18 protein-coding genes and 1 other annotated feature are annotated in these 16,569 nt (G+C 55.0%); of the genes, 12 read left to right on the top strand and 6 right to left on the bottom strand.

The genetic code is table 11. From position 1 onward, the window contains the following. Positions 1–15: 15 nt before the first annotated feature. Positions 16–1,242, top strand: a complete 1,227-nt coding sequence (locus FHC49_RS20945; RefSeq protein ID WP_220440785.1) for a DUF3748 domain-containing protein — start codon at positions 16–18, stop codon at positions 1,240–1,242. 1 nt (position 1,243) lies between these two features. Here FHC49_RS20945 and FHC49_RS20940 read toward each other — a convergent pair whose 3' ends face one another. Further along, positions 1,244–1,573 (bottom strand): YceK/YidQ family lipoprotein, encoded by a 330-nt coding sequence (locus FHC49_RS20940; RefSeq protein ID WP_185668146.1) that lies wholly within the window; start codon positions 1,571–1,573, stop codon positions 1,244–1,246. A gap of 241 nt (positions 1,574–1,814) precedes the next feature. Continuing rightward, positions 1,815–1,891 (top strand) — a sequence feature (ROSE (Repression Of Heat Shock gene Expression) occurs in the 5'-region of heat shock genes and acts as an RNA thermometer to modulate expression.). On the opposite strand from FHC49_RS20940, the gene ibpA reads away from it, so the two are divergent. The 5 genes from ibpA (at position 1,885) to FHC49_RS20915 (ending at position 5,383) form a co-directional block, all read left to right on the top strand. Further along, a complete protein-coding gene (gene ibpA / locus FHC49_RS20935) occupies positions 1,885–2,298 on the top strand; it encodes a small heat shock chaperone IbpA (protein ID WP_035896433.1) in 414 nt (137 codons plus the stop codon). It overlaps the preceding feature by 7 nt. A gap of 100 nt (positions 2,299–2,398) precedes the next feature. Next, on the top strand, positions 2,399–2,827 hold the full coding sequence (gene ibpB / locus FHC49_RS20930; protein ID WP_185668145.1) for a small heat shock chaperone IbpB: 429 nt from the start codon (positions 2,399–2,401) through the stop codon (positions 2,825–2,827). An 87-nt stretch (positions 2,828–2,914) separates the two neighbouring features. Beyond that, positions 2,915–3,217, top strand: coding sequence for a type II toxin-antitoxin system HigB family toxin (locus FHC49_RS20925; RefSeq protein ID WP_185668144.1), 303 nt, complete (start codon positions 2,915–2,917; stop codon positions 3,215–3,217). A 4-nt stretch (positions 3,218–3,221) separates the two neighbouring features. After that, positions 3,222–3,581 (top strand): type II toxin-antitoxin system HigA family antitoxin, encoded by a 360-nt coding sequence (locus tag FHC49_RS20920; protein WP_220440784.1) that lies wholly within the window; start codon positions 3,222–3,224, stop codon positions 3,579–3,581. 140 nt (positions 3,582–3,721) lie between these two features. Continuing rightward, the gene (locus tag FHC49_RS20915; protein WP_220440783.1) at positions 3,722–5,383 is read left to right on the top strand and encodes a putative transporter; all 1,662 of its coding nucleotides are present in this window, start codon (positions 3,722–3,724) and stop codon (positions 5,381–5,383) included. Here the strand turns inward: FHC49_RS20915 and FHC49_RS20910 are convergent. Next, positions 5,340–6,089, bottom strand: coding sequence for a GntR family transcriptional regulator (locus tag FHC49_RS20910; RefSeq protein ID WP_220440782.1), 750 nt, complete (start codon positions 6,087–6,089; stop codon positions 5,340–5,342). The two genes, FHC49_RS20915 and FHC49_RS20910, sit on opposite strands and share 44 nt — an antisense overlap. Before the next feature lie 298 nt (positions 6,090–6,387). Between FHC49_RS20910 and FHC49_RS20905 the strand changes: the two genes are divergently transcribed. From FHC49_RS20905 to FHC49_RS20880, 6 genes are all read left to right on the top strand, one after another. Then, complete coding sequence (locus tag FHC49_RS20905; RefSeq protein WP_185668140.1) at positions 6,388–8,010, top strand: alpha-glucoside-specific PTS transporter subunit IIBC; 1,623 nt, start codon at positions 6,388–6,390, stop codon at positions 8,008–8,010. Then, positions 8,007–9,329, top strand: coding sequence for a 6-phospho-alpha-glucosidase (locus FHC49_RS20900; protein WP_220440781.1), 1,323 nt, complete (start codon positions 8,007–8,009; stop codon positions 9,327–9,329). The genes FHC49_RS20905 and FHC49_RS20900 overlap by 4 nt, the downstream gene beginning before the upstream one ends. Before the next feature lie 158 nt (positions 9,330–9,487). Further along, positions 9,488–9,835 carry a YidH family protein gene (locus tag FHC49_RS20895; RefSeq protein ID WP_220440780.1) on the top strand — a complete coding sequence of 116 codons (348 nt, stop codon included), beginning with the start codon at positions 9,488–9,490 and terminating at the stop codon, positions 9,833–9,835. Next, positions 9,825–10,187: a DUF202 domain-containing protein gene (locus FHC49_RS20890; protein WP_185668137.1), complete on the top strand. Its 363-nt coding sequence runs from the start codon at positions 9,825–9,827 to the stop codon at positions 10,185–10,187. The genes FHC49_RS20895 and FHC49_RS20890 overlap by 11 nt, the downstream gene beginning before the upstream one ends. Then, entirely contained in the window at positions 10,184–10,744 is a 561-nt protein-coding gene (locus FHC49_RS20885; protein WP_255581431.1) for a radical SAM protein, read from the top strand. The genes FHC49_RS20890 and FHC49_RS20885 overlap by 4 nt, the downstream gene beginning before the upstream one ends. Positions 10,745–10,853: 109 nt before the next feature. After that, positions 10,854–11,666, top strand: a complete 813-nt coding sequence (locus tag FHC49_RS20880) for a helix-turn-helix domain-containing protein (protein WP_220440779.1) — start codon at positions 10,854–10,856, stop codon at positions 11,664–11,666. Here the strand turns inward: FHC49_RS20880 and dsdA are convergent. The 4 genes from dsdA to FHC49_RS20860 form a co-directional block, all read right to left on the bottom strand. Continuing rightward, on the bottom strand, positions 11,663–12,982 hold the full coding sequence (dsdA, locus tag FHC49_RS20875) for a D-serine ammonia-lyase (RefSeq protein WP_220440778.1): 1,320 nt from the start codon (positions 12,980–12,982) through the stop codon (positions 11,663–11,665). The genes FHC49_RS20880 and dsdA overlap by 4 nt on opposite strands. 148 nt (positions 12,983–13,130) lie before the next feature. Further along, complete coding sequence (locus FHC49_RS20870; RefSeq protein WP_220440777.1) at positions 13,131–14,426, bottom strand: BNR repeat-containing protein; 1,296 nt, start codon at positions 14,424–14,426, stop codon at positions 13,131–13,133. Continuing rightward, entirely contained in the window at positions 14,426–15,697 is a 1,272-nt protein-coding gene (locus tag FHC49_RS20865) for an MFS transporter (RefSeq protein WP_220440776.1), read from the bottom strand. The genes FHC49_RS20870 and FHC49_RS20865 overlap by 1 nt, the downstream gene beginning before the upstream one ends. Before the next feature lie 179 nt (positions 15,698–15,876). Then, entirely contained in the window at positions 15,877–16,554 is a 678-nt protein-coding gene (locus FHC49_RS20860; protein ID WP_220440775.1) for a molecular chaperone, read from the bottom strand. Positions 16,555–16,569 lie beyond the last annotated feature (15 nt).

Here is a 16,569-nt window from a genome sequence, read left to right as displayed (position 1 = left end):
TACCGGGACTCCGTCATGAAACAAATCACCTTTGCGCCGCGCCATCATCAGCTTACTAATACCCGAACCTGGACGCCGGACAGTCAGTGGCTGGTCTTCGACATCCGCCCGTCTGGCGCCTCGTTTACCGGTGAAACCATTGAACGCGTGAACGTACATAGCGGTGATGTTGAGGTGGTTTATCATGCGAGTGAAGGCGCGCATGTCGGCGTGGTCACGGTGCATCCGTCTGAAGAACGATACGTGTTTATCCACGGCCCGGAAAACCCGGACGCCCAGTGGCAGTACGATTTTCACCATCGTCGCGGCGTGGTCACCTCGCTGGGGAAAACTCAAAACCTGGATGCGATGGATATCACCTCTCCCTATACCCCCGGCGCGCTGCGCGGCGGCAGCCACGTTCACGTCTACAGCCCATGCGGGCAGTTCGTCAGCTTTACCTATAACGATCACGTGATGCATGAGTATGACCCGGCACTGGATCAGCGCAACGTGGGCGTGGCGGCACCCTATGGCCCGGTCACGCCGAGCGGCCAGCATCCGCGTGAATATGCAGGCAGCCACTGGTGCGTGCTGGTGAGCCAGACGACGGCGCAACCGCAGCCCGGCAGCGATGAGATCAACCGGGCCTACGAAGAAGGGTGGGTTGGCTCTTCCGCGCTGGCCTTTATCGGCGATACCGTTTCACTTACCGGTGAGAAAGTGCCGGAGCTGTTTCTGGTCGCGCTGCCGCGCGACGAGGCAGGTTGGAAACGGGCGGGGAGTGCGCCGCTATCCGGAACGGCAACTACGCTGCCTGCGCCGCCTGCAGGCGTTCGTCAGCAACGGCTGACCTTTACCCATCAACGCGCTTTTCCTGGGCTGGTGAACGTGCCGCGCCACTGGGTGCGGAGTAACCCGCAGGGGACGCAGATTGCGTTTCTGATGCGCGATGATAGCGGCGTGGTGCAGCTGTGGCTTATCTCACCCGAAGGCGGCGAACCATGGCAACTGACGCGCAATACGTCGGATATCCAATCGGCGTTCAACTGGCATCCGTCAGGAAACGGGCTGGGGTTTGTGCTGGAGGGGCGTATTGCAATGTGCGATGCCGCGTCTGGTGCGGTGACCTTTTTAACGGCAGATCACGCGAATCTACCGTCGGCGGATGCGGTGGTCTTCTCGCCTGACGGCCAGCATATTGCCTGGATGGAAGAGGTGGCTGGCTTCCGCCAGCTATGGATGACTGAAACCCACCGCTAAATCAAGGCGCGGGCATCGGGGCTGGCGGAATAACCGAATTGGTCGCCAGCGTCTCCTGTTCGCTCTTTTCCACGCGGGAGCGTACGGAGTTGTCCTTACGGAAGAAGTCCCACGGCAGCAGCACCGTATCCATGACCGCCGTAAACGGCATATCGATGGCGACCAGCGATTTGGCGACCCAGCCGCTGTCATCATCGCCCAGCATCGCGGCGCTCGCTCGGGTGCCAGGATAGGTCCCCTCTTTGCCGCCGGTATGCGACATCACGCTGGAACACCCTCCTGATAAGAAGATCCCCCCAACCAGCGCGGCTTTAATCAGAACATTTTTCATAGTGAGTTCTTCTTGTCACGGGCATAAAACAGCCCTTCTCCGGGTTATATCCACCCATTGCCAAAATAGGAAGTACCAGCTTGCCGCTCTGTGGCGGCTGTCGCACTTTGGCCTTTTGTGCCATACCCCAGTCTAAGCGCTCTGGGGGAAAGTGCAAAAAAAGTAAGACATGAGGACTTGAAAATGGTTCTTTCCGCCACATTTTATAGGTGTAGCCAAGAGGAACACGCCTTCGGGGTGTTTGGGCTTCAACAACCTGTCCATGATGGAAGGTGATTAATTTCTCGCTGATTTTCAGGAGCTATTTAACTATGCGTAACTTCGACTTATCCCCGTTATACCGTTCAGCCATCGGTTTTGATCGTCTGTTCAACCTGTTAGAAAACAATCAAACGCAAAGCAACGGCGGCTACCCTCCGTACAACGTTGAACTGGTTGATGAAAACCACTATCGCATCGCGATTGCCGTGGCCGGTTTTGCGGAAAGCGAGCTGGAAATCACCGCGCAGGACAACATGCTGGTGGTAAAAGGCGCGCATGCCGCAGAGCAAAAAGAACGCACCTATCTCTATCAAGGCATCGCCGAGCGTAACTTTGAGCGCAAATTCCAGCTTGCGGAGCACATCCACGTGCGTGGCGCAAACCTGGTGAACGGCCTGCTGTATATCGAACTGGAACGCGTTATTCCGGACGCGGACAAACCGCGCCGCATCGAAATTAATTAATTCTGCCGGGCCGCCCGTGCGGCCCCGTTAGCTAAACACTCAATCGGCTTGCCGTCAGGGAGCCGGAAGGTACTTACTCGCTTCTTAGAAGGAGAAAACAATGCGTAACTACGATTTATCCCCACTGCTGCGTCAATGGATCGGTTTTGACAAACTGGCGAACGCGCTGCAAAGCACCAGTGAAGGCCAGACCTTCCCACCGTACAACATCGAAAAAAGCGACGATAACCACTACCGCATTACCCTAGCGTTAGCCGGGTTCCGTCAGGAAGATCTGGATATTCAGCTCGAAGGCACGCGCCTGACCGTAAAAGGCACGCCAGAGCCACAGGAAAAAGAGACCAAATGGCTGCACCAGGGGCTGGTTACCCAGGCCTTTAGCCTGAGCTTCACCCTGGCAGAAAATATGGAAGTCGCCGGTGCGACCTTTACCAACGGCCTGCTGCATATCGACCTTACCCGCAACGAGCCGGAAGCTATCGCGCCACAGCGCATCGCCATTAGCGAGCGTCCAGCGCTGAATAGTTAACAGAATTGCCCAATTAGCCCCGAGAAATCGGGGCTTTTTTTTGCGCACTCTCTTGATCTAGTCCCATTTTGGGACCATGATGAAGACGTGAAGATTATCGCTATAGCAACACTAAGGGATTTTTGGACGGCAAATCCGGACGCAGAACAGCCGTTAAAAGCTTGGGTAGACGAGGCAAAGAAGGCCAACTGGACTACCCCTGCAGAGATTAAGGAACAGTACCGCACGGCCAGCATCCTGAAAAACAGGCGTGTGGTATTCAACATAGCGGGGAATAAATATCGTCTCATTGTCGCCATCGCTTATCAACGCGGTGTGATATTTGTGAAGTTTCTTGGCACGCATAAGCAGTACGACGCCATCGATGCTGAGACAGTGAGTATGGAGTAACGACATGACTATTAAGCCTATTAAAACAGAACAAGACTATAAAGCGGCGCTTAAGGCCGTTGAGCCTTACTTTGATAATGAACCTGCCATTGATACACCGGAAGGTGACTATTTCGAAGTGATGTGCCTGCTTATTGAAGAGTATGAAGCTAAAAATCACCCTATTGACCCACCAGAACCGATTGAAGCCATTCTGTTTCGCATGGAGCAGCAAGGGTTAACGGTCAAAGATTTGGAGCCTGCCATCGGCAAATCTAATCGTGTTTATGAAGTTCTGAAAGGGAGACGGACTCTCACACTGCCGATGATTCGCCGCCTGCATAAACAATTTGGTATACCGCTTGAAAGTCTTGTGGGCATTTAATTGTTCTCAAATGGCGGGGCGATAAGAGGCCATAACTCCCCATTTTATCAACTCATTATTGTGCGCCGTACTACATACAATCACCTTACCCTTCGTCCATAATCCCTGATGTTAATAATGTTATTCACAGGGAAAATACGATGAGTGATATAGCATTGACGGTAAGCGTTCTGGCGTTGGTGGCGGTGGTCGGGCTGTGGATTGGCAACGTCAAAATCCGGGGGATCGGCTTTGGCATCGGCGGTGTGCTGTTCGGTGGGATTATCGTCGGTCATTTTGTCGATCAGGCGGGTATCACGCTAAGCAGCCCGATGCTGCATTTTATCCAGGAATTTGGCCTGATTCTGTTCGTCTACACCATTGGCATTCAGGTGGGGCCAGGTTTTTTTGCCTCGCTGCGCGTCTCGGGCCTGCGGCTGAATCTTTTTGCCATTCTGATTGTGGTTCTTGGCGGCCTGGTCACCACGCTACTGCATAAAATCTTCGCCATTCCGCTCCCTGTCGTGCTGGGCATTTTTTCCGGCGCGGTGACCAATACGCCCGCGCTGGGTGCCGGGCAGCAAATATTGCGCGATCTTGGTGAACCGTTTAGCGTCGTGGACCAGATGGGTATGAGCTACGCGATGGCCTATCCGTTTGGTATCTGCGGCATTTTGCTTACCATGTGGCTGGTACGCCTGTTCTTCCGCATTAACGTCGACAAAGAGGCGCAGCGCTTCGATGAGCAGACGGGTTCCAGCCATTCTCATCTTCAGACCATCAATATTCGCGTTGAGAACCCTAACCTGAACCATATGGCGATTCAGGATGTGCCGGTGATCAACAGCGATAAAATTATCTGCTCGCGCCTTAAACGGGGTGAAACATTGATGGTGCCGTCACCAACGACCATTATTGAGAGTGGCGACCTGCTGCATCTGGTAGGCGAACCAGCGGATCTGCGCAGCGCGCAGTTGGTGATTGGTAAAGAGGTTGAAACATCGCTTTCCACCCGTGGTACGGACCTGAAAGTAGAAAGGGTGGTGGTCACCAACGAGAAGGTACTCGGCAAAAAAATCCGCGATCTGCACTATAAACAGCGCTATGACGTAGTTATTTCGCGCTTAAACCGTGCGGGGGTTGAACTGGTCGCCAGCAGCAATGCCAGCCTGCAGTTTGGCGATATCCTCAACCTCGTGGGGCGTCCGGCGGCCATTGATGCCGTGGCCTCCGATCTTGGCAACGCCCAGCAGAAATTGCAGCAGGTGCAGATGCTGCCGGTGTTTATCGGCATTGGTCTTGGCGTGCTGCTCGGCTCTATCCCGCTGTTTATCCCTGGCTTCCCGGTGGCGTTAAAGCTTGGCCTGGCGGGCGGGCCGCTGATTATGGCGCTGATCCTTGGCCGTATCGGCAGCATCGGTAAGCTCTACTGGTTTATGCCGCCGAGCGCGAACCTGGCGCTGCGCGAACTGGGGATTGTGCTGTTCCTCTCCGTGGTGGGGCTCAAGTCCGGCGGCGGGTTTGTGGACACGCTAATGCGCGGTGAAGGGCTCAGCTGGATTGGCTACGGCATCCTGATTACCGGCATTCCACTGCTGACGGTGGGGATACTGGCTCGCGTGCTGGCAAAAATGAACTACCTGACCCTGTGCGGCATGCTGGCCGGTTCAATGACCGACCCTCCGGCACTGGCATTTGCCAATAACCTGCATGCGACCAGCGGCGCAGCGGCGCTCTCTTACGCGACCGTCTACCCGCTGGTGATGTTCCTGCGGATCATCACACCTCAGCTTCTGGCGGTGCTGTTCTGGGGGATGAGCTAGGGTTTTGGATGCGCCTGAGGTGGTAATCCACCTGGTATTCGCTGGCGTTACGAAACATCACTGAATAATTAAGAAACTCACCGCTGTCGCTGTAGGAAAGGGAGGTAATACGCAGCAGCGGTGTTTGCTCGGGTACGTTCATCGACTGGGCCAACTGCTTATCAGCCAGCACCGGTGCCAGGCTTTCATAGTTGCCGCTTATCGTTATGCCGCACTCTTTCTCGATGTAATCAAACTTTGACCCCTCCAGATGCACCAGCGACAGGTTACGAAAAAGCTTAACCGGCATATAGCTGTCTTCAAGCATCAGGGGCTTTCCATCAACGTAGCGTACCCTTCGGGAAAAGTAGAGCCGCTCATTGATTTGAATGCGAAGCTGGCTGGCAATGGCGGGCGGAGCGGGCATCACCTCGAAAATCAGGACGTGGCTTATCACTTCTTTACCCTGCTTGCGCAATATCTCTGCCAGCCCCGTCAGGTTAGAGGTTTCGTGGTGGATGTCTTTATGAGCAACATAGGTGCCGCTGCCCTGTCGGCGAACCACCAGGCCCCATTCGACCAGCAGGTCGACCGCTTTTCGAATGGTCATCCGCGCAACGCCAAACTCCTGCGCTAACGCTTTCTCGCCAGGAATCGGGCTGCCAATGTTGAAATCGGATGAATTGAGCCGCAGCCGCAGCCTTTCAGCAATAGATTTATAGATCACTTATAGACCTCTATTCCCTATCCCAGCAGGATTATTGAACCGCCGTTTCTTATTAAAAAGTAATCAATTACAGGTGAATAATGAGAATCCTCATCACGGCACAGAATTCAGTTATATGACATGTCTATTTTTATCTTAAAAATTAGACAACATAGCGTGAATTAAAACCATGAAAGCGATCACGAATCGCACGCTCACCGCATGTTGTCTGACGGGGCAATTCCTATTCTCGTAGCAGGCCGGAAATTAACATTAATAAGGCCACTTACCCTACGAGTTGTTAAGTGAGGATTGTTAAATGCTCAGTCAAATACAACGCTTTGGCGGCGCCATGTTTACCCCAGTTTTATTATTTCCTTTCGCGGGGATTGTGGTGGGTATCGCCATTATGTTGCGTAATCCGCTGTTTGTGGGTGAAGCGCTCACCGCACCCGATAGTTTATTTGCTCAGATTGTTCATATTATTGAAGAGGGCGGTTGGACGGTATTCAGAAACATGCCGCTCATTTTCGCCGTTGGTTTACCTATTGGCCTTGCTAAACAGGCGCAAGGGCGAGCTTGTTTGGCCGTACTGGTGAGTTTCCTGACCTGGAACTACTTCATCAATGCCATGGGCATGACCTGGGGCCACTTTTTTGGCGTCGACTTCTCCGCTGACCCCGTAGCGGGGAGTGGCCTGACGATGATTGCCGGGATTAAGACGCTGGATACCAGCATCATCGGCGCTATTGTTATTTCGGGCGTCGTGACCGCGTTGCACAACCGCTATTTTGATAAACCACTGCCGGTGTTCCTCGGTATTTTCCAGGGCTCATCGTTCGTCGTGATTGTGGCTTTCCTCGCTATGATCCCCTGTGCGTGGTTAACGCTTTTAGGCTGGCCAAAAGTCCAGATGGGCATTGAATCGCTGCAGGCATTTTTACGCAGCGCCGGTGCCTTGGGTGTCTGGGTTTATACCTTCCTTGAGCGCATTCTTATTCCAACAGGCCTTCATCATTTCGTCTATGGTCCCTTTATTTTTGGCCCGGCGGCGGTTGAAGGTGGAATTCAGGTTTATTGGGCTCAGCATCTCCAGGAATTCAGCCAAAGTACTGAATCGCTCAAAGCGCTGTTCCCGGAAGGCGGCTTCGCGCTGCATGGTAACTCAAAAGTGTTTGGTTCCGTCGGGATTGCGCTGGCGCTTTACTTCACCGCAGCGCCTGAAAACCGCATAAAAGTCGCGGGGTTGCTGATTCCTGCCACGCTGACCGCCATGCTGGTAGGGATCACGGAACCGCTCGAATTCACCTTCCTGTTTATCTCTCCACTGCTGTTCGCTATTCACGCCGTACTGGCGGCCACCATGTCGACCGTAATGTACATGTGCGGCGTGGTGGGGAACTTTGGCGGCGGTCTTCTTGACCAGTTTATCCCGCAGAACTGGATCCCGATGTTCCATAACCATGCGTCGGTGATGTTTACCCAGATAGGCATCGGCGTGTGCTTTACCGCCCTCTACTTCGTCGTCTTCCGGGCTTTAATTCTGCGCTTCAATCTGAAAACGCCGGGCCGTGAAGACAGTGAAATAAAACTCTATAGCAAAGCAGACTACCAGGCCGCACGTGGCAAAACCTCAGTGGCTGGCGCGAGTGACACGAAATTAGGCCAAGCGGCAGGCATCCTCCAGGCACTGGGCGGAGCCGCCAATATTGAAAGCATCAACAATTGTGCGACCCGATTACGTATTGCGCTAACCGATATGGCTAAAACGCAAAGTGATGACGTATTCAAAGCGCTGGGTGCGCACGGTGTGGTGCGCCGCGGAAATGGCATTCAGGTCATCGTTGGCCTACATGTACCACAGGTCCGTGACCAGCTTGAAACCCTGATGAAAGATTCTCTACAGACCGAACAAACCACCATGACGGAGGCAGTATCATGAAAAAATTCTCAGTTGTTATCGCAGGCGGCGGCAGTACTTTTACCCCAGGTATCGTCTTGATGCTGCTGGCAAATCAGGATCGTTTTCCACTGCGAGCGCTGAAATTTTACGACAACGACGGTGCGCGTCAGGAGACGATTGCAGAAGCCTGTAAGGTGATTCTTAAAGAGCAGGCGCCGGAGATTGAATTTAGCTACACCACCGATCCGCAGGCCGCTTTTACCGACGTCGATTTCGTAATGGCGCATATTCGCGTAGGGAAATACCCGATGCGCGAAAAGGATGAGAAGATCCCGCTGCGCCACGGTGTACTGGGTCAGGAAACCTGTGGGCCTGGCGGCATTGCGTACGGCATGCGCTCCATTGGCGGTGTGCTGGAGCTGGTGGATTACATGCAAAAATACTCGCCAAATGCCTGGATGCTCAACTACTCCAATCCGGCAGCGATTGTGGCGGAAGCGACCCGTCGCCTGCGTCCGGAGGCCAAAATCCTCAATATCTGCGATATGCCTATCGGCATTGAAGGACGGATGGCGCAGATTGTCGGTTTGAAAGATCGTAAACAGATGCGCGTTCGCTACTATGGGCTGAACCACTTTGGCTGGTGGACATCTATCGAAGACCTTCAGGGGAACGATTTGATGCCTAAATTACGCGAATATGTGGCGAAATATGGTTATGTGCCACCATCAAACGACCCACATACGGAAGCCAGTTGGAACGACACTTTCGCCAAAGCGAAAGATGTACAGGCGCTGGATCCGGACACCATGCCGAACACTTATCTTAAATATTATCTGTTCCCTGACTATGTTGTAGCGCACTCAAATCCGGAACGTACACGCGCCAACGAAGTGATGGATCATCGTGAAAAGAATGTGTTCAGCGCATGCCGGGCGATTGTTGCCGCGGGTAAATCCTCGGCTGGCGACCTGGAAATTGATGAACATGCTTCTTACATCGTCGACCTTGCTACCGCCATTGCCTTTAACACTCAGGAGAGAATGCTGCTCATTGTGCCGAACAATGGTGCCATCCATAATTTTGATGCCGACGCGATGGTTGAAATTCCATGCCTTGTCGGCCATAACGGCCCGGAACCGCTGACGGTGGGTGATATTCCAAACTTCCAGAAAGGGATGATGAGCCAGCAGGTTGCGGTTGAAAAGCTGGTCGTCGATGCCTGGGAACATCGTTCATACCACAAACTGTGGCAGGCGATTACGTTGTCGAAAACGGTACCGAGCGCTTCCGTGGCAAAAGCGATTCTGGATGATTTGATTGAGGCCAATAAAGACTACTGGCCACCGTTAAACTAAGTACTGATTTAGCGCGTCATGCCCACAGAACGTTGTTCTGTGGGCATTTTTGTTTTCAGGTGTTGGGATGTGAGACCGCGCACACTGATGTAAAAAGCAGCGAGAGCACGTAAGCTATTGAGGTAACTTACTCACATTAGCTGGCACAAGGAGCCGTCATGAAAATTTCCCGCGTGGGAGAAGCACCAGACTATCGCTTCTCTCTGGCTAACGAACGTACGTTTCTGGCATGGATTCGTACCTCGCTGGGCTTCCTGGCGGCAGGCGTTGGGCTCGATCAGCTGGCCCCGGATTTTGCCACGCCGGTGATTCGTGAAGCGCTGGCGCTGATGCTGTGCCTGTTTGCGGGAGGGCTGGCGATTTATGGCTATCTGCGCTGGCTGCGTAATGAAAAAGCGATGCGCCTGAAAGAGGATCTACCCTACACCCGTAGTCTGCTGGTTATTAGCCTGATTCTGGCGCTGGTCGCGGCGGTGGTGATGATTCTGGTGTTCTATGGTGGATAACCGCAAGGCCCGCCGCGAGGCCGACCCAGGTTTGCAGCCGGAACGTACTTCGCTTGCCTGGTTTCGCACACTGCTTGGCTATGGCGCGCTGATGGCGCTGGCGCTAAAGCATAATTGGCATCAGGCCGGTGGGTTGTTCTGGGTGTCAATTGGCGTACTGGTTATCGTCGCTATCATCCTCTGGCAGTACACCCGTAATCGGAACGTCATGGACGTCACCCAGAGCGATTTTACTCAACCGCGTGCGGTACGTGATAAATTTTTGATCTCCCTCGCTGTGTTGTCACTCGCATTGTTGTTTGCTGTTACCCATATTCGTCAGCTTGTTATTTTCATAAAGGATTTTGCATGACAGGACGTCACATTGAAGCCGCCATCGCGTGCTGTAGTCCCAATGGCACGATGATGTCAGAGGGGACACTGTGTAGCATGGTGAGCCGCCAAAACTGCCTGCAGCCGCAGCACTGGTATCGCGAGCTTCGGCAAACGGGAACGACTTCAGTGCAATTAATTCCGCAGATAGAAAGGGATGCGTCAGGCAAACTCAGCGAGGGATCGGTGCAGCCGGAAGAGTGGGGCGCGTTCCTCTGCGCCGTTTTTGATCTCTGGGTGCGGGAAGATATCAGCACAATCCGGATTCAGCTTTTTGAATCCACGCTCGCCATCTGGCGCGGTTATTCCCCTCAGATAGCCAGCAATGCGGATAACCCATGCGGTGAGTGTTCTGTGTTGCGCTTCTGTCACGGTACCTGCCCTGAGCCCCCATTTTCTGAGGGTAAGAACGCGCTCTGCGAGGGATATCACCGCTTCTTTACCTACAGCGAACCACACATGAAAGCGATGCGCGATCTCCTTAAACAGCGACGCTCGCCGATGGAATTGATGGTGATGTTAAGTCAGGCTGAATAAGCTTTCTCTGTTTGCCAGACGGGTCTGCCGGATGGCAAACAGGTCAAGGTCTCCGCTGCGTATTCTGGTATCACTATCTCTTCACTGTGATGACGCATCTGGAGTGTCTATGTCGCTCGTGCTGCCCCGGGAAACCCACTTTCACCATCCGCTGGAAAGCGTGGTGTTTCATTTCTGGCACCCGGAAAAAAATATCAGCCATGAACATACCCATGAATACTGCGAGCTGTTTCTGGTCGGGCACGGCAGCGGCATCCACGTCATTAATGAAAAGCCCTGGCTGCTGAGCAGCGGAACGCTCTGCTACCTGAACCGCCAGGATTACCATCTGTTTGAAGAGATGAAAGATTTACAGCAGGTGAACCTGCTGTATCTGGGGCGCGATAACTTTAACTTTATCAAACAGATCGATTACCTCCTGCCGCAGGAGGGCGAGAGCAACGTCTGGCAGGTGGACGTGGGCATTATGCAGCGGGTGTTTGAGCGCCTCGCCAGCCACAATGAAGCGGAATTCAGCGATAAGCTGCTGGCGGAAAGCCATAAAGAGATGATTTTTCTCGAAGTGTTGCACACCCTGAATCTGTGGCGCTACAAAACCCAGGATTTTCACTCCAGCGAAGACCGCATCAGCCAGGTGCTGATTCGCCTCAACGGCCAGTGGCAGCAGCCGCTCGACCTTGACGCGTTGTGCCACGAGTTTGGCCTTTCCCGGCGTACGCTACAGCGCGGGTTTAGCAACTACACCGGCGTGTCTCCTCAGCAGTATCTGGCGCGCGTGCGGCTATTGCAGTCCCACTATCAGCTACGCTTCACCAGTGATTCGGTGAATGATATCGCAGTTCGTTGCGGATTTGGCGACGTTAGCTACTTTTCTCGTGCTTTTCGTCGCCAGTTTGGCGTGTCACCGAATCAATGCCGCTAGCAGCCTTTCGCCAGATACTGTGCCATCTCCTCATCCGGCACCATGCCGCCGCCGGTGGCCCATACCAGGTGGGTGGCGTGGTTGAGCTGTACTTCGCTTAATCCTTGCAGCTTGCGGTAGTCCGCCGATGCACAAACCCGCTGCGGCCCCGCCATTCCGGCGAGCGCCGAGGGTTCCAGCTTAATTGCTTCTTCCTGCGCCAGCCAGCCAAGCATATTGTACAAACGCTGATCGTCAACGGTGTACACGCCGTCGAGCAGGCGCTGCATTGCGCGGCCAACAAACCCAGACGCGCGCCCGACCGCCAGGCCGTCGGCGGCGGTGACGTTATCGATACCCAGTTCCTGCACCGCAATGCCGTCGTGCAGCCCGGTATAGACGCCAAGTAGCATGCACGGTGAGTGGGTCGGTTCGGCAAACAGGCAGTGAACGTGATCGCCAAAGGCCAACTTTAGCCCGAACGCCACGCCACCGGGACCGCCGCCCACGCCGCAGGGAAGATAGACAAACAGCGGGTGATTGGCGTCCACCACGCGCCCCTGCGAGGCAAACTGCTCCTTCAGACGTTGACCGGCCACCGCGTAGCCAAGAAACAGGGTGCGGGAATTTTCGTCATCGATGAAAAAGCAGTTTGCGTCAGCCTCGGCGGCTTTACGCCCCTGTTCCACCGCGACGCCGTAATCCTCCGCGTACTCCACCACTGTCACGCCGTGGCGGCGTAGCTTCGCTTTTTTCCAGGCGCGGGCATCGGCGGACATATGCACCGTGACCCTGAAACCGAGACGGGCGCTGATGATGCCGATCGAAAGCCCGAGGTTTCCGGTTGAACCGACGGCAATGCTGTACTGGCTGAAGAACTGCTGGCATTCCGGGGTGAGCAGGCGACTGTAGTCGTCGGTGATGGCGATAAGACCAGCAGCAAGCGCCAGCTTTTCCGCATGGGCCAGCACTTCATAAATACCGCCACGGGCTTTGATGGAGCCAGAAATAGGCAGATGGCTATCTTTTTTCAGCAGCAGTTCGCCGAATATGGGCTGTTGAGACTCCTGCGTCAGCCGCCGCTGCATCGCCGGAATAGCCACCACCTCGGATTCGATAATGCCACCCTGCGCGGCGGTTTCCGGGAAAGCCTGCGCCAGATAAGGCGCAAAGCGGGCAAGGCGATCGTGTGCATCGGCAACGTCTTGCGCTGTTAGCCCAACATAGGGAAGCCCCTCGGCAAGCGAAGTGGTGGCAGGGTTAAACCAGGTGGTCTCTTTCAGCGCGATAAGATCCGCCAGCAGCGGGAATTGTGCGATTAACGTTGCAGGTTGCATTAGCCGGTCTCGTGTTGTTCTGTTGGTTCTATTGAACAGAAAACTGGTGAGGAATGACAAGCGATATGTGGCCCGATTTCCCGGCGTTACGTTGCTTGGCCGGGCTACTCATCTACAAGTAGCCCGGCCAGGCGTAGCACCGTCGGCGTTATGCTCCGATATCGACCACTTCCAGCAGCGTTGCCGCCGTTTTCTCACCGTGCGGCACATCGCGGAAAATCGGCAGCGCCTCCCAGCGTAGCCAATAGCGGTTTTGCGGGTGGTAATCGCTGTTTTGCGCGGGGATTAACTGCACTTGTGTCTGTGGCGCAATGCCCTGCCGTGGCTGACGCAGCGCCTCCGGAAGCGGCGAAACCAGCGGTCGAGAACCCACCACCGTTAGCGTCCGGTCATCAATAATCCACACCCCGCTTCCGGCCCAGACTGAGGTCCATTCCACCTCGAGTTGACCGTTGCCAATCGCGCGCGGTGCGCTGAGCGTCACGTCCGGGGGGATCGACCCGCCGCCGTTAAAGTCCCAGCGAAAATCCCATTGGCTAATCTGCGTTTTCTGCCAATGTCCGGCGCCATCCGGGCGTGCCAGCCAGGCCTGCGACAGCCCCCGGTCATCATAACGATGGTAAATCAGCACCGGGCGCGCCTGATTATCAAAGCCCACCTCCTGCACCATATTAATCAGCCCGCCGCCGATGCCCGCGTCGTCGACAATCTCGCCCTGATGCCGGGCAATGGGCAGCGCGAGCGGCGTGCCGTCTGATTTTTCCCAGCGCTGAAGGTCGCGGCTGCGCGCGTACGAGAGGTTATTGTTGGTCTCGCAGTGCGGCGTTTCGCGCCACATCCACACCATGTGCCAGTAGCCGTCCGGCCCCAGCAGCGGCTGGCGGGCGTAGCCGTTGCGCGCCCCTTCGCCGTTGAGCAGCGGCGTCTCCAGCAGGCGTGACCACTGCTGACGCTCGGCATCGAAAATGTTGTACAGGTCATCGCCGTTGCCGCTGCAGCCGTCGCGGTAACGGAACAGCAGGCGGCCCTGCACGTCCTTAAAGAACACCGGGTAGGTGGCTCGCGCTTCACGTTCGCCGGTCATCGCGGCAACGCACTCCAGAGTGGTGACGTCGAGCGGCGTGCGGCTGCGGAAGTAAATGAGCGGATCAACGTGCATATTGCCGGAAAGATGCAGGTATCCGGCACTATCTACCGCCATCGTCAGATAGTTGTGCGAATCAAACTCGGTGATATGCGAGTAGCGTTCGCGCTCCGGTAGCCAGAGCCCCTGCGGCTGAAAGGGCTGCCACGGGCCATCGGGCAGCTCACGCTGGCCCACGGTGATGCGGTGTTCTGCATCATACCAGGCGGCGAACTGGTGATTGTCGTGATTAATCAGACAGTAAAGCACGGTGAAATCTGCGCAGGCGTGGGCCACGGGCGCAACAACGATATCGGTCATCAGACGGTCTCCGGACGAGCAACAAAGGATTTTTTACGACGCAGGAAGAAGGCGGCCAGCACCAGCGCGCCGATCGGATGCAGCGTCGCGCCAGCGTATATCGGCATCGAGTAACCGAAGTGGTCGATGATGGTGCCGACAAAGCCGTTAAAGATAATGGAGGTCACGCCGCCCAGCGCGCTCATCACGCCGATAGCGGTAGCGATGGCCACGCGCGGCGCCAGCCCGCCCATCATGATGGTAGCCATGCTGAGCCAGGCGGTGCACATAAAGTTAATCACCGTCATGATAGCCACCGCCGCGTAGGCGTTGCTGATGGATGGCAGCAGGAACACCAGCGGTGCCAGACAGGTGACGGACCAGATAATGGTTAAGCGAGCGCGTGTGGCGTCCATGCCGCGTGCCACCAGACGGTCAGAGGCCCAGCACACCGCCAATACGCCAAAGACGGCAACCAGCGGCGGCAGCCACATCAGCTTGCCGACTTCAGCCAGCGTCAGGCCGATTTTTTCCTGCATAAAGCCGACCTGCCAGTACTGATAGAAGAACCAGAACGGGTCGGTGAGCAGGCGAGCAATCAGCAGCGCCCAGATAGGTTTTGAGGTCAGTACCATCTTGTAGCGTTCAACCAGCGGCACGCTGACGGCGCTCACCTGCACCGTGTCCTCGACGGCAGGCGGCGTTTTACGGCTGGAGAGATACCACATCACCCCAACCACCACGCCCGCTACTGCCGGGATAAAGAATGCCCAGCGCCAGCCGGTAGAAATGGTCACCCAGGCCACAAACGGCGGCGCAAGGATTAGCCCCAGAGACTGGATAATATTGGTGAGCTGGAAGGCAAAGGCACGCTGCTCGGCGCGAAACCAGGTAAAGACCGCCAGCGTCAGCGCCGGCACAATCCCGGACTCCGCCAGCCCCAGCATGACGCGCCCGACGATAAGCCCGGTCATCGAGTGCGACAGGCCGGTAATCAGCGTGGCAATCGACATCAATACCATCAGGGCGCACAGCACGTAGCGGCTGCCGAAGCGGTCGACGATGCCGCCGACGAAGAAATACATGAAGGTGTAGGGGATCATAAAGGCGCTGATCAGCACCGAATAGTCGCTGTTATCCAGCCCCAATTCCTGCATCAGCGTGGTTTTGAGGATGGAAACAATTTGCCGGTCGAGCGAAAAGAAAAACAGCACGCAGCCGAGGAGCAGAAGCAGTACCCAGATGAGTAGGGTAAAACCACCGCGGCCGACCGATTTTTCAGCCTGTTGCATTGTGTTCTCCGGTTTATCGTAGGGATACGAGATAAGCCGGAGTATATCGGGGGCGTTTAACCATCGTGGTGGCAGGAGAGCGGAGTGTGATGCGCGGCAATACGCTTTGACCTGAGACGCCACAACGGCGGGTTATGTGGCGTGATAATCATGTTGCCTGAGCGCTAACCATGCGGCGATTATGGTTTGAAGCAGGCGTTTCCCAACGGGAAATATTTCTTGTTAGCGACAATAAACTTTCGATTCTTCGCATTCACCGAACCGTCCTTAAATTTTTCACCGGGCAGCATATAGAATTGCCTGGAGTGTTCATCGTCGCCGTCGCACCCTTTCTGGATGATGACCCTGAAAAAAGTATTGCCGCTGTTTTCAATAACCCCCTGATTTTCATCAACGCTGTACTTCAGGCGCATGTTGCGAGGGCGAACGATCAAAAAGGTACTCATCGACGTTACGGGTAAGACCTGCAGGTGATGGCCGGTATCGTTTTTCGGAAACATTCGAACCGGCGATTCTTTGAAAATGACCCGATAGTAACGCTCGACATCGTCTTTTGGCCCACGATAGTAAAGTTTGAAGTATTCCGTGCCGTGCGAGCTAATCGAAAATTTCAGCGGTGCCCAGAGGAGCTCAAGCTCGTTAGCGTTTACGCGGTGCTCTCCGTCTTTACCAGGCTTATCGATTTTAAAGGCCGAAACGGTGTAGAGATTCGTTCTGTCGGTATCGTTATAGATGGGCCGTGAGACGAATTCTTTATCAGACGGTATGTCATTCACCAGTGAGTCAAACCATACCGCATGGGCCGGATGGGTACAGATAATCGCCGTCAGTACCAAAATGAGAAAACGCTTAGCCATGGCTGCTCTCCTTAA

Source organism: Kluyvera sp. EC_51 (genome assembly GCF_019584505.1).
GTDB classification, from domain to species: Bacteria; Pseudomonadota; Gammaproteobacteria; order Enterobacterales; family Enterobacteriaceae; genus Kluyvera; species Kluyvera sichuanensis.
The sequence above is the reverse complement of the archived record's forward strand: the minus strand, read 5'-3'. Positions and strand labels throughout refer to the sequence as shown.